This is a genomic window from Vibrio penaeicida (genome assembly GCF_030689305.1).
Lineage (GTDB): Bacteria > Pseudomonadota > Gammaproteobacteria > Enterobacterales > Vibrionaceae > Vibrio > Vibrio penaeicida_B.
Genome location: NZ_JAUYVM010000015.1, coordinates 51,171 through 71,499 on the forward strand (window position 1 = coordinate 51,171; position 20,329 = coordinate 71,499).

Annotated in this window: 13 protein-coding genes; 3 read left to right on the top strand and 10 right to left on the bottom strand. The window is 42.6% G+C overall.

Translation table 11 applies throughout. The annotated features are described in order from the left end of the window. The first annotated feature begins 104 nt into the window (after positions 1 to 104). The 3 genes from Q8W40_RS20705 to Q8W40_RS20715 all read left to right on the top strand — a co-directional run bounded on the left by Q8W40_RS20705 (position 105) and on the right by Q8W40_RS20715 (position 7,645). Positions 105 to 4,634, top strand: coding sequence for a PAS domain S-box protein (locus Q8W40_RS20705; RefSeq protein WP_305399914.1), 4,530 nt, complete (start codon positions 105 to 107; stop codon positions 4,632 to 4,634). 71 nt (positions 4,635 to 4,705) lie between these two features. Next, entirely contained in the window at positions 4,706 to 5,443 is a 738-nt protein-coding gene (locus tag Q8W40_RS20710) for a response regulator (RefSeq protein ID WP_305399916.1), read from the top strand. A 198-nt stretch (positions 5,444 to 5,641) separates the two neighbouring features. Beyond that, positions 5,642 to 7,645 (top strand): EAL domain-containing protein, encoded by a 2,004-nt coding sequence (locus Q8W40_RS20715; RefSeq protein ID WP_305399917.1) that lies wholly within the window; start codon positions 5,642 to 5,644, stop codon positions 7,643 to 7,645. A 90-nt stretch (positions 7,646 to 7,735) separates the two neighbouring features. On the opposite strand, the gene Q8W40_RS20720 is transcribed toward Q8W40_RS20715, so the two are convergent. From Q8W40_RS20720 to Q8W40_RS20765, 10 genes are all read right to left on the bottom strand, one after another. Next, a complete protein-coding gene (locus tag Q8W40_RS20720) occupies positions 7,736 to 8,398 on the bottom strand; it encodes a sugar transferase (protein WP_305400039.1) in 663 nt (220 codons plus the stop codon). A gap of 10 nt (positions 8,399 to 8,408) precedes the next feature. Then, complete coding sequence (locus tag Q8W40_RS20725; RefSeq protein WP_305399918.1) at positions 8,409 to 9,584, bottom strand: glycosyltransferase family 2 protein; 1,176 nt, start codon at positions 9,582 to 9,584, stop codon at positions 8,409 to 8,411. Beyond that, positions 9,584 to 10,663 (bottom strand): glycosyltransferase, encoded by a 1,080-nt coding sequence (locus Q8W40_RS20730; RefSeq protein WP_305399919.1) that lies wholly within the window; start codon positions 10,661 to 10,663, stop codon positions 9,584 to 9,586. The genes Q8W40_RS20725 and Q8W40_RS20730 overlap by 1 nt, the downstream gene beginning before the upstream one ends. Before the next feature lie 271 nt (positions 10,664 to 10,934). After that, entirely contained in the window at positions 10,935 to 12,434 is a 1,500-nt protein-coding gene (locus Q8W40_RS20735) for a GumC family protein (RefSeq protein WP_305399921.1), read from the bottom strand. Continuing rightward, complete coding sequence (locus Q8W40_RS20740) at positions 12,431 to 13,546, bottom strand: glycosyltransferase (protein WP_305399922.1); 1,116 nt, start codon at positions 13,544 to 13,546, stop codon at positions 12,431 to 12,433. The genes Q8W40_RS20735 and Q8W40_RS20740 overlap by 4 nt, the downstream gene beginning before the upstream one ends. Continuing rightward, complete coding sequence (locus Q8W40_RS20745; RefSeq protein WP_305399924.1) at positions 13,536 to 14,279, bottom strand: acyltransferase; 744 nt, start codon at positions 14,277 to 14,279, stop codon at positions 13,536 to 13,538. Before Q8W40_RS20745 ends, Q8W40_RS20740 begins: the two co-directional genes overlap by 11 nt. Before the next feature lie 879 nt (positions 14,280 to 15,158). Next, the gene (locus Q8W40_RS20750; RefSeq protein ID WP_305399926.1) at positions 15,159 to 16,277 is read right to left on the bottom strand and encodes a hypothetical protein; all 1,119 of its coding nucleotides are present in this window, start codon (positions 16,275 to 16,277) and stop codon (positions 15,159 to 15,161) included. Further along, positions 16,274 to 17,491: a glycosyltransferase family 4 protein gene (locus tag Q8W40_RS20755; protein WP_305399928.1), complete on the bottom strand. Its 1,218-nt coding sequence runs from the start codon at positions 17,489 to 17,491 to the stop codon at positions 16,274 to 16,276. Before Q8W40_RS20755 ends, Q8W40_RS20750 begins: the two co-directional genes overlap by 4 nt. A 176-nt stretch (positions 17,492 to 17,667) precedes the next feature. Continuing rightward, a complete protein-coding gene (locus Q8W40_RS20760; RefSeq protein WP_305399929.1) occupies positions 17,668 to 18,687 on the bottom strand; it encodes a glycosyltransferase family 4 protein in 1,020 nt (339 codons plus the stop codon). After that, positions 18,671 to 20,194: a sigma-54-dependent transcriptional regulator gene (locus tag Q8W40_RS20765; RefSeq protein WP_305399931.1), complete on the bottom strand. Its 1,524-nt coding sequence runs from the start codon at positions 20,192 to 20,194 to the stop codon at positions 18,671 to 18,673. Before Q8W40_RS20765 ends, Q8W40_RS20760 begins: the two co-directional genes overlap by 17 nt. Positions 20,195 to 20,329: the final 135 nt, after the last annotated feature.

Consider the following 20,329-nt stretch of genomic DNA (forward strand, 5'->3'; position numbering starts at 1 on the left):
TCTTAAATAATATTGTAATAACAAAAAGATAAAACGATCGCGGTGCAGTTAAAAAGAGAAGTTTGCGTATTGTAGCCAATTAACCAAATGGGTTTAGGCTAGGTATGAAAATCAAAGTTAAAAATATAACACTACTTATCGCTGTTACAACATTACTGTTTTCAGTTCTCTATTACGTTACGTGGAATGCAACACATGAACTTGAAAATAAAGTTCAAGATGAAATGCAGGACGTTGCAAAAGAACTGATAGAAAAGATCGATCGTAACTTATTTGAACGGTTTCACGATGCCCGAGCTTTTGCCTTAAATGCAAGGCTTTCCTCCAGCTTTCCTAGCGAAAACAGCCCTCCAAACCAAAACCTAGAAGAATACCTCGATAAGCTCATTACCGAATATAAGGTTTACAGTCACATTTTGGTTTTTACCAACCAAGGTGATCTCGTTGCGCAAAACCGAATGGATGTCTTCGGAGAGGAAATAAAGCCAATAGAATCGAAAGCGGAAAAAGTACTGCTAAAGCAGTGGTTCAACAATGTGTTGAATGAATCCTACTTAAAACCGTTGTCACCAAACCCAGCATTTCCGGAATTAGGCACCGTGGTTTATGGCCCCCACCCGTCTCTTTTTGGTCAACAGAACGTACGTGATGAGCAATTCGATATGATGTTTGCAACGGCAATAAAGAACGATATTGGCGAGGTGATGGGGGTATGGGTAAACGTATTGGATTTTAAGTTCCTAGAAGAGATTTTTCTCGAATACCACTTATCGTTGCTAATGAAAGGCTACAACAATGTTCAACTACTGCTTGTCGATCAAAAGGATGATGTCCTTATCGACATGCGAGCAAAAGACAATCAATCGATGAATTACTTTCGAGAAAACTCGGAATTGAAAGGGCAAAATATCGACGATCACTATCGCACTCAATCCACGGTTTATCGAGACTCTACGTCAGGCATTTCATTGGTGAACCAAAAGGGTGGCGAAGTACTGTTAAGATTACGCGCGAGTAGCTTAGGTGCTTATGACTTTCCAGGTTTAAACTGGCAGGTCTACATCCAAGTCCCACCCGAATCGGCGTTCGTGGAAGCGGCCCAACTCAAAACAAAGCTGTGGCTGCTATCTATTATGATTATCGCTGTATTGACAGCAACGGGCTTGTACATGTTCTACCGTGTGAGCTCCCCACTTAAACAGTTGGCGAATATATTCTCGCAGCTGTCACGTAACGACTTTTCTACGCCGTTACCTAAATATCGCCGAAACGACGAAGTCGGGGAAATCATTAAGGCGGTCGACATATTTAAAAGCCGGCTTCAAGAACGTGAAAAGCTGCTTAAGAAAACGCTAGACCAACAGCAAGAGCTGGATTTACAGCGCCGAGCAATTCGAGCCGCAAAATCTGGAATGATGGTGTGTGATGCTGAGGACCAAGAACTGCCTATTGTTTATGTCAATCATGCGTTCTTGGCAATGACGGGGTATACCAGTGAGGAAGTTATTGGTCGTAATCCTCGATTCCTTCATGGTCCTGATCCAGACCAACCCGGGCTAATTGAGCTAAGGAGTGCTTTATCAGTAGGAAGGTCTTGTAATGTCTACATTCAAAATCAGCGCAAAGATGAATCAATATTTCAATGTCACTTACATGTTGACCCTGTTTACTCCGATGAAGGTGAATTAACGCACTTCATTGGTATTCAAACCGATGTGACTGAGTTGCATCAGGCTAAAGAGGAAGCTCAAGAAGCTAATAGAATGCTGCAAGATCTGATTGCACAAACGACGCTGGAATTGGAAGACAGTGAAAGTCGTATGAAGGCGGTATTCAAATCAGCCATCGATAGCTTAATCATCTTCAAATTAGATGAAACCATCCTAGACATAAACGACTCCGCTAGAAAATTGTTTGGTTGGACGAGAGAGGAGCTGTTAGGCAAGCCATTTGATACCTTACTGGCAGATGATTTTGAACAAAAAGGCATCAACTTTCTGACCCACTCGATATCAGTGGAATCGCCTGACAGAGCGAATGAAAGCGATGAAGTGATAGGGCAAACCAAAGAAGGAACGCTCGTTCCATTGGAGATGTCAATTACACAAGTCGCGGTTAATGGTGAAGCTTACTACTTGGGTACGTTACGAGACATTAGCGACCGTAAACACGCGGAGTCGGAGCTTAAGTTAAGCAAAATAAGCCTACAAGATTTGGTCAGACGTTTGAACCTTGCCACCGAAGCTGGGGAAATTGGTATATGGAATTGGGACTTTAGAAGCGGCGAGCTTGAATGGGATGACCGTATGTTTCTTATGTACGACGTGGACAGAGAAAACGCCACGGATACTTACGACATGTGGAAAGCACGAGTGCTGGAAGAGGATGCCTCTCGTGCAGAAGAAGAGTTGATGACAGCAAAAGATACGTTATCGCGTTTCAGTTCTGAGTTTCGGATTCAATGGGGGAATGGTGACGTTAGATGGATCAAAGCCGCTGCGGACGTTGTGTTTGATGAAAGCACGGGCGAAGCCATTGGGATGGGTGGGGTTAATATAGACATTACCAAAGAGAAAACTGCACAAGATGTTCTAAGGCGTGAGAGTGAAATCGCCACTGCCGCTAATGAAGCCAAATCGATGTTTCTTGCCAATATGAGCCATGAAATTAGAACGCCAATGAATGGTGTAGTCGGGATGATCAATCTGTTGAGCGAAACGGAGTTAACCCCCGAGCAAAGTACAATGGCAACGACAATTCGCGATTCTTCAATGACACTTTTAAACATTATTAATGACATTTTAGATTTCTCTAAAATTGAAGCAGGGCAAATGCAAGTGGAAAACATACCCGTTGAATTCCACGTAGTCATGGAGCGCACGGCAGATGTGTTGTTCTTACAAGCTCAGAAGAAGAATATCTCCCTATTGTTAAAACACGATTCCCGTATTCCTCAATACATAATGAGCGACGGAGTTCGATTAGGGCAGGTGTTGCTCAATGTTGTTGGCAACGCAGTGAAGTTCACAAGTGGAGACGAACATTACCAAGGTCAAGTTTGGATAATGTCAGAGCTCGTTTCTAATGATGGTCGAGACGAAATCGAAATCCGTGTACAAGACAACGGCATTGGTATGTCGCAATCACAAATGGATAAGTTGTTTTCCGCATTCACACAAGCAGACACATCGACTACCCGAGTATACGGAGGCACCGGGCTAGGCTTGTCTATCACAAAATCACTGATTGAAATGATGGGCGGGCGTATTCGGGTAGAAAGTCAGGTGGGTGAGGGCAGTTGTTTCATCATGACAATACCCTGCGTTTATGACCTCAATTTCCGAATGGAGCAGGATGACATCCCTTACTCAGAAGCGAGAATTCTGTCGGTCTTACGTTCTCCAGAGCTTAGTGAAGTAGTGAAATACAATCTCGAATCGGTGGGTTGTGAGGTGGTTTCTGTTTCTTCATTTGCGAAAGCCGAAATGGTGCTTACTCATGAAGAAAAAGGCTTCAATATCATGATTGCAGGCCCTGAATATTCCTCGAAAGACATCGATATAGTGTATGAAGGGAACATAGGGAAGTTGCTTGATGGTAAAGCGAAAACATTGCTGTTGTCCGAGGATTCCTCTTCAAGTAAAGGGTTTGTCTCTTCCAATACGATGGTATCTGGCGCGCACCCTTTAAAACCGAGTGAACTTGAAATGGGTATTGCGATCTTAATGGGCAAACGCAGCCCTATCGTTGAAAACAAACAAAAACTAAGGGCTACTAAAGATTTGCCTACAAAAGAGCAGGCTGAGAAAGAAGGCAGGCTTATATTGGTGGCGGAAGATCAGCCCACCAATCGTGATGTGATAGAAAGGCAATTAAATCGGTTAGGTTATGTGTGTGACATGGCAGAGGACGGTCTAGCGGGCTTGAATATGTGGAATAAGGGGCGCTACGGGCTCGTACTAACAGACTGCCATATGCCGATAATGGATGGCTTTGAACTCACGAAAGAAATACGAAAAATAGAGATCGAACAAGATGCAGCGCAGAGAACGCCGGTCATTGCGATTACCGCTAACGCGTTAGTTGGTTCGGCAGAGCATTGCATCCAAGCAGGAATGGACGATTACCTTTCTAAACCCGTGGAATTGAATACATTAGGGAAAATATTAGATAAGTGGCTGGACGCGTCAGTCGAATCAAGCAGTGAAAACGATGAGAGCGAGCATGCCGACCACCAGGTTAATGTTGATGCGCCGTTTAAGCACGATTTGCAAATATCAGAGCTAGAAGAGTCGAACGCCATCAATCTTGAACGGCTTGAAGCCATTCTCGGCACTGCTGAATTGGACGTCGTTGCTCCGCTTTTACAAGGTTACTGGGATTCACTGCAAGAAGACATGAACGCATTGGAAAGTGCGCTAACCAATAAAGACGAAAGCCAGATTCAAAGTATCGCTCATGCCGCAAAAGGTGCGGCGAATTCAGCAGGCGCAGAACGGTTGGCAGAATCATTTATGACCATGCAAAATGAAGCATTGAAACAGGATTGGGGGCACTTAGAAAACGTTTATCAACAAAGTGTTACAAAAGTAACAGACATTCAAAAATACTTAGAAAAAGAAAAAATTATATAGCTTGAATAGGTTACTAAAACTAGGGATTGAAGATTGAAAAACAACGTTAAAAAGCTGGGAAGGAAAACACTATGAAGGCGTCAGAAATATTCTCCAAAATAACGGTCATGATCGTCGAAGATCATGATTTCTCCCGAAAGGCGACTCTTTCTATGCTGCTTAGGCTCGGAGTAGAAAATATCCTCACTGCCCCAAATGGTAAAATCGCGATTCAAAAACTGGATATGCATAAAGTCGATATCATTATTACCGATATCAACATGCCTGAAATGAACGGAATTGAATTGTTGAAAGAAGTTCGAACGGGCAATACTAGCAACGATAAATCCACGAGAATAATTGCGGTGACGTCCTATTCAAATACGGAAGTATTACGTGCTTGTATGAACCTAGACATCAACTCGTTCCTTGTAAAGCCAATCACCCTCGACATGGCGAAAGAAAAGATAGTGGCTGCGTTTAGCGAATCTGCCCAACTCTTCCATGAACATGAATACCATCAAGTTGAATCCGATTTTGATTGCATGACTGAAGACCCTGCTGTTCAGCATGAAATTAAGCCAGTGAACAATGCGCCTGAAAAACCAACGTTAGGCCTTAATGAAAGGTTGATTTCCAAATTGAGTGATCTGGAAGTGGGTATGCGTTTAAAGCAAGATATCTGTGCTGCAAACGGCTCCCGTTTAATAGCGGATGGAGTGGTATTGAACGAAAGGCTCATCAATCGAATTCATGAACTCAGCGGCATCATCAATATAGATCAGCTTAAAGTGGAACTGCCAGAAGAAGATGTCACAAAAGTTTCATAAATCAGGCTAATTCCAGTCATTGTTTGTGTTTATTCAACTTGGTTTTTAATTTCTTTTTTTATTCTCTAAATTAAGAACAGTATTGCGCACGCTTTACTCTATAATCTGCACATAGCGTTGTGGTAGCCACTTTTATATTGTGGTTAATGAACTTGCGTATATGCATACAGATTATGTATAAATCAGGCGAATATTGAAATGAAAGCCATATTTCAAATCATTTTAAGCTCATTTAGAGCGGCGATGGTCTCACTGATCCCTTATTTATTTTTCCGTTCGGCTTGGATTGTATTTATTGTTGTAAACAATAATTATGAGCTGATTCCCTATGAAGATATTGCAACTATAGATATTTTGCTCGGAAAAATATTCCCAGTTTTACTTACATGTACACTCGCCTATCACCTTTCTTTTCATTTCTTTGATGAGCGGTTGCTGGTCACTTCCCTTGCTTTAACAATGTTTCTCATCTTTTCAGGCTACATTACGAAGACCGAAAACGGGCTGATTCTCTCGGACGCGTTTGTTCTCGATGATGCGGTATTTGTGCCTGTTATGGTTTGCTTAGGGTATTTCCTTGTGAATCGCTACGTGAAATACAAGCTGATACACACTAGGGTCGTTAACCCTGTTTTAGAAGGTGCGATAAACGGGATGATGCCTCACCTCGTTGTCTTTATGGGAATGGGAGCCCTGTACTATCTATTTGGTCAATATACGTTCCAGACTCTTGTGGACGTGATTGCCCAATGGCCTGCTGGTATTCAAGCTTATTTGCATACGCTCATCATCCACATCACCTGGCTGTCAGGAATACACGGTGCAGCCGCTTATTACACCTTTTTTGATTCTTCTTTTGTTTCAGACGTCTATGTGACAAATATGTCGTTTAGTATGTTTTTCGATGTGTTTGTTATTTATGGCGGTGCTGGTAGTACGTGGTCGTTAATTATCTCTATATTGCTATTTTCTAACATGAAATACGCAAGAACGCTCGCTAAGCTTTCCATACCTTTTGCAATAATCAATGTGAACGAATTATTGGTTTTCGGATTACCAATTATTTTCAACCCAATTTTAGCTGTACCATTTGTATTAGTGCCACTTGCTAACCATCTGTTTGCTCAAATGTGGATATCTGCGTTGGATATTACGGTCGTCCGAGACAGTATTGAATGGGTAACACCATCACTGCTCGATTCGTATCTGGTCACAGGCGGTAGCGTGAAGGCAATAATATTGCAGTTCGTAACAGTCGGTATGGGTGTGCTTATTTACATGCCATTTGTGAGAAAATACACCAACACCAGTAATGATAGTTTGCTTAATACGCTAATTAGAAAGCTTCGATTCAGTTACGCCGTTCCCGTTCAAAAAGAGGTCACCTTTATGGGGATGCATGATGAGTTAGTGGCTCAACAAGATAAGTTGAATCAAAGCTTAAAGGAAATATTGGCGGGTGAACTGAAAATGTATTACCAGCCTCAGTTTGATTCCAAAACACTTAAGATGGTTGGCGTAGAGTCTCTACTTCGATTGGAAAGCGAGCACAGACCCAATTCTCCTGATTTTATTCAGCATTTCGAAAATGCAAAAATTGGAGAATACATTGATAAGTGGGTGGTAGATGCGGTTGAAAATGACGTAAAGAGCCAACCTTTGTTCAAAAATTTTGGCTTGAAGATCAGTTTGAACCTCAATGTCGATTCTCTGAGTGATAAGAAATTCATCTCGGAAGTCATTAAGCAGCTGTCTGGCTACCCTGTTTTGTTTGAAATTACCGAATCCATTTATTCCCAGCATGTGGAATTAGTCAGTGAGAGCGTTGGAATATTGCGTGAAGCTGGTTTTAAGGTCGCCATTGATGATTTTGGCACTGGGTATTCAAGCCTATCGATGCTTGGGGCATTAGATGCCGATGTGATTAAGTTGGATCGTATATTCTTAAAACAGGCTAATAATGTTAAAGGAAAAGAACTTTACCGGTCTGTCGTATCTACCTTAAAGCGTCTGGGTTTTACCGTGGTATCAGAAGGTATAGAAACAGACGAAGAACTGGATTTTGTTCGAAGCTGTAATGTTGATGTTTTACAAGGATATTATTTCTCACGCGCGATTAATATCGAAGAGTTGGAGCTCTACTTTTCTGATGAAGAAGCTTCAGCGCAAGTGTCAGCACAACACGTCACTATGACAAACTAATCCAGCGTGCAAACGCCATTTATAGAAAAGCTCAAGGTACCTAGGGTAAATTGAGCTTTTTCTGATATGAACGGGGATAAAACAACAAGATTAGCGACCACGAGCGTATACCACAACCAAAATGGTTTTCTTGATAATTTCCCAGTCCATTTTAATCCAGCTTGAAAAGGACATGAGCGCTAATGCGTAGCTGTGATCGTACCCCACCTTCGAACGTACGTCCTCTATACAGGTATCGTAACCTTGGTTAACTTGTGCAAGCCCGGTAATTCCAGGTAGAACGCCATATGTTCGATCCGAGAAAAACGGGATTTGAGATTCTAATTTACCGTAGAAGCAAGGGCGCTCAGGGCGAGGACCGATCAACGACATATCCCCCTTTAAGACATTCCAGAACTGGGGAATTTCATCCAATCTCGTTTTCCTTAAGAATAGACCAACTCGAGTGATTCGCGGGTCGTTGTCTTTTGCCCAAGTCGCTCCTGTTTTGGATTCTGCATCTGTGTACATGGTGCGAAACTTGATCATCATAAATTTAGAAATTCCCGATTTCGTGATCTTTCCAACACGCTCTTGCCCGTAAAATATCGGTCCTTTTGAATCCAATTTTATTGCAATAGCGATAATAGGATACAAAGGTAGGGTCGCACATGCGCCCAGAAATGCACACGCCAGATCAAACAAACGTTTTGCGAGAAATATACGTTTTGCTCTTGTATTTGAAAGTGTTGAATTAAAAGTCATAATATCCATCATCCGTCTCCTAAATTCGTTCCCATTGACCTTTTTCTAACCCAAGTAGATACCGCATCCCACCAATGAAGCTGGCGACATGCCCTGAAATGACGTAAGCAAGGGTTTTGAAATGTTTATAGGTGAACACTCTTGGTAGCAGGTAAGTAAAAAGAGCGATAGAGTAACCAGCAATCTGTAAAGCAGCAGCGGTCATAAATAAGGGGTGTTCACTCAGTAAAATGGAACCTGCTAGAGCAAACATCATCAAATATGGCATGGTGACACGCAGCCCTTTTCCGGAAAAGAAGGCAAAAGCCACGCCTTTGTGCTTTGGGTTTAACATGGCAAACAAGCGAAGTGTTTGTTGTAGATTACCAGCAGATATTCTTAAGCGGCGTTTAAAATCTTGTTGCATAGAGACTTGTTCGAGCTCCAGTGCCAACATCTGAGGTTCGTAAACGCCCTTATAACCTCGCTTAACAATACGCATTGGTATAATAAAATCATCATTGATGGTATCGAATTCTAGCTCCTCAAATAATGCTCTCCTAAACATATAAAAGGCACCGTGCGCTCCAAGAACTGAGCCTAATAAACATTCACTTTGCTTTATTGCACCTTGGTATTGCCAATATTGTTGTTCGGCATGGTCACCAGAAATAATTTGATATTTGGGGTTCACTACGCCAACGGAAGGAGACTCAAAATGTTTAGCGGCAATCAGTAGGGCATCACATGAAATCAAGCTGGATACATCGCTTAAAGCGACAATGTCACTGTCGGCTTTTTCCACCATCTTGTTAACCATGGCGACTTTGCCCTGGTTAATTTGAAAATCAAAGATTTCAATGTGTACCTCTTCGCATATCGCTTCTTGAATTGTGTTGAATGCGATTTCAGCTGTTTGGTCTGTACAGCCATCACACGCAATCCAAACTTTTAATTGGCTTGGTGGGTAGTCTAAACAGCACACATTTCTAATTTTCTCGGCAATCCAATCTTGTTCGTTGTAGGCAGGAATGATCAGAGTCACGGTTGGGAGCTCTATGTCCGTATTTTCAGCACGAAAACAGCGTTGTTGGGATAAGAGCTCTGTTGGTTTCACTCGCTTGGCAACTATGCTTAAAAATAGCGGGTATCCTACGTGATGATAGACCACCAAAAATATGCAAATAACCGTTGTAGAGATTAGGAATAACTCCATTACTTTTCTCCTTTATTACAAAGCTTTTCATAGGCAGAAGTCATATTTCTAATGTCGTAGTTTTTAACGATGTAATTTCTCGGTGTGCACGAATTTTCACCATTCAGCACGCTGCTCAATGCTTCATTCATTAAGGAAGAGTTGTCTGATGTCACTAATATCCCAGACTCTGGGCAAATGGCTTCTTTAACACCACCCACGTCGGTTGCAACGCATTGTACGTTACACGCTTGAGCTTCTAGGGTGGAAAGGGGAAAACCCTCATTGCGTGACGGTAGGCAATACAAATCAAGTGATTGATAGAAGCTCACCATATCGTCGGTGAAACCAAGGAAAAATACTCGTTCCTTTAAATTCAGTTTCTTAGTCAGTGCTTCAAGTGAAGATCGCTGTGTACCGTGACCAGCGATAGCCAATACGACATTCGATGGCAAATATTTCAAGGCATAAAGTAATGTGTCGTGACCTTTTACCCATTCCATCCGACCTGAACAACCAATAATTTTTTTATCAATAGGTAAGTTCAAACGTTTGCGGGCAATGTTAGTATCACCAGGCATGAAGCGCTCGCAGTCGATTCCGTTATGAATTGTTTCGACGGGAATATCTTCAAGTACGTTCGCAAGCTTTTCTTTTACAAAGTCCGCATCCGCCACCAATTTAGGCTGAGATAAGTAACATGCCAGTTTTTCTAGGCGGACATCTGCGTCATTGTCTAAGTGCCACGCATCATGCTCGGTATGAATTCGGACTGGTACGTTTGCTATTCGTGCTGCGATATTACCGTAGAGTAAAGGGCCAATGTGATGGCTATGGACAACATCAGCTTTGAGCGTGGAAAGTAAGTTCCTCATTGTCATCAATAGTTTTGGCTTCAAGCCGGGGTGTTTGTTGAGGAAAAAAAGCTGACTTTCGTGGTCTTTTAACCGAGGCCATGCTCGGAGTGAATTTTCTTTTGAACCCTCAAGGCTAACGACAAACACTTTGTTGGCTTTATCCGCAAATCGCAGCATATCAAGAACCATGACTTCGATTCCCCCAGGTCTTAAATGCTGAACAACGTGTACGATTGTTTTCATCTATCCACTCACAATTCCATGTATCTTATTTATTACTTAGCGAAACTCATGCCAAGAATAAAATCATTTAAATACAAGGAGATATGTGTTTTTATCTTTTATGTTATTAAGGTTTCTCATTTTGATAGTCGGTTTGAGAGACGTATTAGAAAATTTGTATTTTGGTATTTGAAAGAGGCATTCAAGAAAGTGCGAGAAAAAGCCCGTTTGGAAACGGGCTAGCTTAGGTTGTTTTTGGGTCAGTGTACTTTCGGTTTAAGTTTGTGTTGAATCACCGTGTAGGCTTAATATCAATGAAAGGCATTTCTTGGGTCTCAGCTCCTAAATTCAACACGTCGTCATTCATGTTTTTCATTTTTGGCACTCTTGTTAATACTGGTTTTCCCGTTATTTCTTCGACTTCATCTCGGCGTCGGATCGCGGTGTCGGTGAGCTCCAATATCAATGCAATACCTGCGCCCATACCAAACCCTCCAATTATTCCTGCAATGAGAAATACAATAGGCGGCAAGTTGGAAGGCGCACTTGGGGTGTATGGTCTATCAATGACTTTTACACGCTTTTCTTGCTCAAAGACGCCAAGTGAACTGGTGAGACGAGCCATTTCGAATCGCTCCAATAGGTTCTCGTAGAGTTGCCTTTTTAGAGAAAGATCGCGCTGCAAATTTAAAAGTTGTTTTTCATTTTCGCCAAAGCTTGACGTCAATACTTCTAGCTCTGAAATCATGATCTGAATTGTTTTGATTTCTTCGCTTAAGCTGTCTACGTTGGAACGCGCTTTTTGTAAATCTTCGAGCTGGGAAATTAGGACAGGTTGACTCTCCCCATAATTATCTAGTGATGAAGAGCTCGCGATATCCCAGAGTTGAGCGCTATCTAAGGTGGGTTGGGTTTGATCTAGAAGAATATTTCGCTCGGCTTCTAATCGTCTTAGATTACGAATCTTTGCTTGAACTTTACTATGAGAATCGGTGTATTTGGCTCTTAGTAACGTTAGGTCACTTCGAATACGAATGATCTGTTCTTCAATTTTCCCTACAACAGGGTTGGTTTTGGACAACTGAATATCCAAACTACCGAGTGTTTTTTTTGCACCTGCGTATTCAGCTTGTCGTTCAAACAATCTTTGCTTAAGTTTCGCGAGCCTGCCTAACGCTTCTAGCTGCATTTCTGGTAGTAAGGAGCCATTTTTACTTTTGAAATCGGCGAGGTTGGCCTCGGCTTTGTCCAATTCCTCTTGGCGATATTTAATGTTAGTGGACAGGAAATTTTGCGAGTCGACCATAGATGAACGTTCTGGTGCCAATAGTTGCTCTACAAAGTGCAAGCTAACAGCCTCTAACGTTTCTGCCATGCCTTCAGCAGTAGAGGATCGGTATTCAATTCTTAGTAAATCACGCCCTAGCTTGGTTACCTTTAAACTTGAAGATAGTTCACCAATAACATAATCCAATTCGGCTGGGGTCGGGTTTTCAGGAAGTAGACCTCGCTCTTTCGCGACAGATGCAAGAATGTGGCGGCTGTGCAGAAGTGTTTTTAGCGCATCCAATCGGTCTTTTAGCATGGTAGAAACCGCGAGATCCTCCAAGAATGGATTCATTTTGGCGGTTTCTTGAATCAACATACTGGTGTGCGAATCATAATACCTCGGTGTGGTTTTACCGATGATAAAACCAATAATGGGGAAAAGTACGATAGGGACGGCGATTACGTAGCGCCTGCGCCAAGCGCCCATCAAAATAATCAATACACGCTGACCAATTGTCATCATAAAGCCTCCAGCCAGCTTTCTAAGTCTTTTGCTCGGCTATCCCATGAATGCCTTGCTGCTGCTTGAACCTGAGATGTATTTACCGCAAATTGGCTGTTTTCTATCGCAGAGCTCAGCTCATGGGTATTGCTCACGCATTGAACAAATTGTTTAAAGGGTTCTAATGCAGGAAAGTCTGTTGTGACGATTGGTGTCCCAGCTGCGATGTATTCCAGCAACTTTAGTGGATTACACGCCCGAATCTGCTCGTTATCAATAAAAGGCAGAAGGCTCGCTTGCCAATGTTGGCTATATGAAGGCAAGGTATGATGAGGTCTTGGACCGAGCCAATGAACATTGGGCAGGTTAGGTAATGGGTTAGTTGGTAACTCCAATTGGCCAATGAACACAAAGTTCCACTCTGGCAGAGAACGCATGGTTTGACTTAGCATGTCGTAATCTAGCCATTTCGAAAGGCTGCCGTAAAAGCCAGCAATGGGTTTGCCATCTTTAGGGAGATCTGCAGCGCGTTCTGCGTGATTCGAAAACAAAGTGAAATCGACACCGTGTGGCAGGTATTGTGTTTTTTCATGGGGAAATTTGTGCATTAAGTGATGGCTTACCGTTAATATGAGGTCGGCTTTCTCCACCAACTTAGACTCGTGTTGCAAAATGCATTCGTGATCGACGCCTGATAGGGCTCCAAAATCATCGCCGCAGTAGTACACAACGGAAGATTCACCCAAAGTGCCGCAAAGGTCCGCTGCCGTAGGTAGGGAAGTCCAAAGAATCGGATTTTTCATTCCGTAATGATCGAGAATAGGAAGCAATTGTGAACGCATCCATTTTTGTGCAAGGTGTCGACCAAGACGCGAGCTAGGGGCGGGAAGGGTTTTCAATGTGATCACTGGAAACTCCGCTTGGTTTTGAAGTTGCTTAGGGAGCTTGGTTTTTGAAGCACTAATTTTGTTCCACGCTCGCTTAACGTCGTGCGCGGTAAGGCGAGGTTTACGTAGCCCAATAGAGTTTACCCACAGCACTTTACGGTTTTTACTAAGGCGATTAACCAAATGTTGGGTACTGGAGGGTAGCCCGCCCCAATCTTCTCCGAATACAATTAAATCACGAGGCATCACGTACCTCCTGTAGGCATTCAGGGGTTAAATGTCGGATGATTTTTGCAGGGTTGCCTGCCGCTAACACATCCGATGGTAAGTCATGGGTTACAACACTATTCGCTGCAACAATGGTTCTTTTCCCTATTGTGACACCTTTCATTATGGATACTCCGGTCGCCAACCAAACGTCGTCTTCTAATATAATGTCGCCACATTGCTCATCTAGGCAGGGTAGCCCTTTAGCTCTTGCGCTCGCTTCTATTGGGTGACCCGGATAGCCACATAGAAATGCTCTCCCTGCAATTCGAACATTGTTTCCTAATATTATAGTCGTACCGACGGCTATTGTGGTTTGCCAACCAACGTCAACATTATTGCCAATAAGCAACGTCGGGTTTTCGCTAAGAGTGCGTCCCGAAAATGTGGTATGCCCCGATACTCTCGTATTGTCGCCGATAGAAATCGATATAGGTCCAGAAACAAATGGAATACCGCCGTACAAATATAGGTTTTTACCACATTGACTCAAGCGACCTTTGAATGCCGGAGTATTAAAAACGACTCGTGTGATAGCGGAGAATGTTGAGGAGAATAATTGATAAGAAAAATAGATCCCGCTGTTTACCACTTTTGGGAAGGAAAGCTCGAAGTGAATTACTCGCTTGATGACGCGAAATAGAAAACGTGCGGTAGGTGTATTGCTATGCTTTAGCCAATTTTTTAGAGTCTGTAGTTTTAATGAGAGCATAGTCTGTCCTGTTTATGCAGAAGCGATGACTATGCTCTTTCAATGATTGTGCCAGAATTATTTTATTTAAAATACAGTGATTTAAGTATGTATTTATGTCAATGACATTGGGATTCTCAATTTGACACGCGTTTTAGATGAGTCTTTTCTTGTTGTGGGTTTCTGTTTTGTCGGTTTTTTCGGTTGTTGATTAGGTAACATAACGCCTCCTAAATCTTGGCTTTATGCAAATTGAGAAAGAAAATGGCTTCAATATTCAATTTGCCTAACAATTCACCTCTTCGATGTGTCTATTTTCTCTATATGAGATAACGAAGAGCCAATTTAGTTATGTCTGCATTTTACATGCCTAGGGTTAAAAGCCTCTTTGTTTGTGTACTATAAATATCACTTTTGTATACACTTTGCTTATAAGTATAGACCATACCTATCTAGATAAAATTTCATGCTCATTCACATGTCGCTATTCGCCTTTTTCAGCAGTGACGAAATGGTTCCTAAACGCAGTATGATTCCAGCAAGTTACGGGTGGATTCATTGAACGGAAAAAGCACTATCGATTGATGTTCGATAGTGCTTTTTTATTGATTATGTGACTTGGACAGAAGAGAGATTAGGGTCTGTTGATCTTTCGCGGTTAAATTTTCTTCGACTTCTATGCATTTTAATCGCGGCGCAAGGTGTGTAGCCTAGTCATTCTAAGCAAATACCTTGCAACAAAGAGTAAAGTGCATAGAAGCGAACCCTTCGGGCAGCATTTGTGACCTATTTCTACTGCGTTATCGCCTATTGATGTAGAGCGACTACACCGAATAAGCTCTGCCTTGTATAAATAACCCACAAATTGCTGCAAAAGTCATCTCGAAAGATCAACAGACCCTAGTCGTGCTGCTCAGTAATTGAACGGTTAGTTAGAGCCGAAATAATGCTGTTATAGCACTGGTCTGCGCGGTATCCATTCGCGATGTGCGCGCCAGCTTTGGATATTTGAAGCAAAGAAGACGGTGCATTAACAATCAGTTCTAACTTTTCTTTTAACGATGACGTGTCGTAAGGCTTGTACTTTAAGCAGTTCACTTGGTTAGATAACGCCAAGTCCCAAAAAGACCCATCTGCCGGTAAAATCACACACATTCCTGAACTTAACGCTTTTAAAATCTGCCTTTCGTTGTCTGGGTTTTCTGGTAATGCGAGATAAACATGCCCAGGTGACCAAGGAATCGAGCCTTCGATTTTATAGCAACCCAAATGATCGGATTGATGTTTTAGGTCAGTGTTTCGGTTTTCATTCGCACCGGACTGTCTGAGTTGAATAGTTGGGCGAGCACTTTGCTCGGTATGTGCTAACGCATCAAGCAAATGAGACAAATTTTTAGTCTGCGTTTCGCAATAGACTTGAGAATGTTCAGCGTCGCTTTCTACCGCTTGCTCAACATGAGCGTAACCAAGTTTGAAGGGCGTAAACCTTTCACTATGGATAACATCTTGTGCCTGCTGGTGGGCAGTTGTATTTGGGCAATGCTGCCATTGACATGCAATGGCTTCAAACATGGATTCTCGCATGCTTTGTAAATAAAACACTCGGTCTGCTTTGACGAGACTGGCACCATTTTTAGGCGTCCAACTGACGGGTTGGCACACAATCTGAACAACTTGATATTTGAGCAAGTTACGAAGCCAATAAACAGGGGAGCTGTGGCTCGGTTGAGCAGTCAGTAAAACACCCGAGATCTCACCAAACTTTAATCTAGCGTAAAGTACATAACAACAAAACAAAAAGGCACGGTACCAACGAGCAATCGCATGAGCATTGGCAGACATGTTTTCTTTGCCCATCGAGACCGTATTGTAGCCTTCGATCTTGGAATGTTCGGGTGCCATAACGGTAATCTTTGTATCGTCTCCTTTCAGCTGTCCAAGTACATCTTGGGTAAGATTTTTTGCACTTAGACCTTGCTCGTTAGGAGAGACAACCAGTATGTGAGATGTGTTGTTCATAGTGAACCTCCCGTTGCTTTACCACCCGTTAGCAACTTAGTTATGTAGCCCAAATTATTTAGAAGAGGAGATAAATGGGCAGAATCATTATTTTCGTAGTGTGTTTCGATTTCTTGCACGTATACCGATACAAGTGATGCACAGTAGCGTTTTGGATCGGATAATCTTTGTGCTAAAAAGTGAGCTTGTTCTGAAAAGCAAGATAAGCGGTCTGAATCAGCTGTGATCATTTCGATGGCTTCGCTGAGTGAAACATGCGAATGGGCGAGGGCCAGAAAGCCTGTCATACCTTGGCGAATCAATTCTGGGTTACTGCCTAGCATAGGAGCAATTGTCGGTAATCGGTTTTGGCCAGCTGCAAGGATATGAGTTCTTGCGCCTTCTTTTCGCGCGCCACTAATGTAAACATCAGCTTGCTGTAAATAAGGGGTATGGTTGTCGGGGCTATAGACAAAGTGAACAAATTCTTTAATGTTCAAAAGCATGGCTTGCTGTTCTAGCTCGCACCTATCTTCCCCTTGCCCCAATAAAACTAAGTGAATATTGGGTTGGTCTACGCGAACGATAGAGAGTGCTTGTATCAGTGAATCAATTCCGCTTGAAACCTCTAACGGCTCTGAATTGATCAAAATGTAGTCATCTTCACCGATATCAAAATGGTCTTTTAAATTAAGTACTCTTGCTGTACTCGATTTAACATTAGTAAGCGCAACAGGACTTGGGATAACCTCCAGCTGTTCGCTCGGATACCCAAATGCTTTGAGGGCATTGGAAATGTTATTGCTAGGTGTAATAAGTTTGGGCATTAATCTAATACCCAAAGGTAACGAGTGCGCGTCTGCGAACTCAAAACCTATGTCCGCTATTATGGGCACATCGCAATGATTAGAAACCCAGTTCATCCACTGACAGCATTGAATATCGAGGCAGTGAATTAACGAGATTTCTTCACTGCGTACAATTCTTTTTCCAACCTGGTATTTTTGATACCAACCCGCCAAAGATTCAGTGCTGCGGGTCGCAGAAGAGTAAAACTTAACCGCAGGAAAATCGCTCTGTAATCTGTTTTCTAAATCTGCATTTAGGCGATGCCACAATGTGATGGTAAATGCTTTGGTATTCAGACCAGAAAATATCACCCTAAGACGATTAGCGATCTCATTTGGGCTTTCATTGTCATGCTGAACAAGCAAAATATTTGTTGTTGCCATCATATTGCCTCCCTACGATCCATTTCTTAAATGGCTTGTAATGAGTAACAGCAATAGATGTGCCAGTTTGGGTTTTTTATGTATCTTATTGATTTATAGTGATGTGAAAAGTTGATGTGCTCTTTGTTTCCTATTATTGCAAAGGTGCATTAGCATTTTGAAAATCGATTCTCAAAATGCTAATCCTGAATGCTCCGGTGATAAACTTTCAACAAAGAGGGGATAACTGCCTGAGCCGAATAGCTATTTTCTATGGCTCGTCGCGCCATTTTTTTGAACGCCATTTTTTTGACCTGTGGCATTGATTGCCATTGTGCGATTGCCGCTGGCAACAGCGTATAGTCATTTACCCATCCATTTACACCGTTTTGGATAAGCTTAGGGAGGTCTCCGACAGGCGTTGACACAACAGGGATGCCTCGAGACATCGCTTCTAGCGCAACCATTGGTAAGCCTTCGTAGTGCGAAGGAATGACCAATAAGCCAATATTTTGCCACACGCCAGACATATCCGCTTGCTGACCATGAAAAACCACATTCTCTGTGGCGGTTGCACTGAGTAATTGCATCATAGGGCCATCACCATAAACGTGATACTGATGATTGAGGTCATTAGATGCCATTTCTAGGAACCTATCTGGTGCTTTTTCTTCGCTCAACCTTCCGACAAAAGCGATTTGTTCACCGTTGCTGAAATTGGATTGTTCAATGTTGATGAAGTTTTTGATGATGGGGATCGGAGTTTTCACTCGATCCGCTATTTTCGAACTTACGGCGAAACAATGGTGGCTTAATAGATGGGTATTGCGTTCTAACCATAAATACAACTTAAGTTTTCCTGAACCTATTTCGCCAGCGTGCATTGTGCTAATAATTGCAGGTGAAATGAAAGGACGAACTAACCGAGCATAGAGTGATGCCTTGTAGCCGTGTGTATGAATGGCATCAGGGTTCTCTATTTTAATTTGTTTGAACAAATCTATCGGGCTTCCGGACAAGAAGCGGTAGGGGATACTGAGAGCGTTCAGTTTAGGAAGCATTGGGTGGGCTGAGTTGTATTGTTTTACGAAAACAACTTCAGCCTTACACCCCAAAGAGATCAGACCAAGTGCTAATTGGACAATATGAGATTCAATGCCCCCGAAGCTCTGTGAATCTAGAACAAGCCATACACGAAGCGTATCATTCCTCTTCTTCATGGGTTTCCCATGCTTGTTTTTTTCGGTATAGGGTTGATGGGCTCAGCTCGAGCAAGACCGCTGCATTTAACACATTGCCATCACAGTATTCGATGGCATTTTGGATAACCTCACGTTCAATTTCTGCCATTGGGCGTATTTTCATATTGTCTTTTTCTATGGCTTGATGGGACGGAGAGCTTAGCGCTGCAGTCTCATTGTCATTAGGCTCGGATTGTGAATGCGATGTGTGCGCCGCAGTTGGGGTATAAATCGGCTCTGGTGTAGCCGGAATTGGCTTTTTCGCGATGGTTGCCGACATATTCATGCTCTGAGCTTTACCAAGACCTGACGGCGATGAATTCAATGGTGGCGGGAGATGATCCACCGAAACTTGTACATCGTCGTTAAGAACCACAATATTGCGAATAATATTTTGCAGCTGCCTAACATTACCTGGCCAGTCGTAATTGCACAGCATGAGTTCCGTATCTCGTTTAAAGCTGGTGAATTTTTTCTTGTCTTGCCGGGCGTACTTACGCAAAAAGAATTTTGCAATGTCGATGATGTCCGTATCTCGATCTCTAAGGGGAGGAAGGTTGATTGGGACCACGTTTACTCGATAATACAAATCTTCCCTGAACCGCCCCTCGTACACTTCTTTCAGCGGATCACGGTTGGTCGCGCAAATGATGCGCACATCAACTTGGATCTCTTTGGTTCCTCCAAGGGGAGTGAAGCGACCTGTTTGCAGAAATCGCAGCAGCTTTTTCTGCATGTCCAATTCCATTTCACAAAGCTCATCAAGAAACAACGTACCACCGCTTGCGAGGGAAGCGGCTCCTTTTCGATCTGTGGCTGCCCCAGTAAATGCGCCTTTCATGTGCCCAAAAATTTCGCTTTCAACCAAATCGCGAGGTATGGCACCGCAATTCAGCGCAATGAATGGTTTGTCTTTTCGATTGCTCTGATTATGAATCGCCTCTGCGCATACTTCTTTACCAGTGCCACTCTCTCCACAAACAAATACACTTGCTGTGGTAGGGGCAACAGAATCAATGATTTTATACACCGCTTGCATTGGCAATGATGAGCCGATAAAGCCTTGATAGCGTTTTCTATCGAGAGTGGATTGCAAATCTTCCACCAAGTTTTCGAGCTTATTACGTTTTAAATGGTTTTTAATCGAGGCTTTAAGGCGATCAGCGTTAATGGGTTTTTCCAAAAAATCATCAGCGCCAATTCTCATCAAATCCACAGCAACATTAACGGAACCATGAGCCGTGGCAATGATGACCGAGGTGGATATTTGGTTCTCACGTATCCACGCCAGAACATCTTGCCCTGTCATATCTGGTAACTTAAGATCCAAGATTACTAATTGAGGTGGGGTTTTCTCAATAAACTCTTTAGCTTCAGCACCTGTAGCGACGTGAAAGAAATCATAGGGCTCGCTCTTTACGTATTGTTTGTAAAGGATAGCTAAAGAAGTTGAATCTTCGACTAAAAGAACGTTTGGTTGATTCATAGTCTTACATCTCCCATGCGTTTACATGGTTCTAATTCCAAGGACGTCGAATACTTAGAGTTAACAAATCCAAGTAAGCAATTGAACGTTGTTATATTTGTTTAATATTGAGTTAAGCAGACATTGCATGATTCT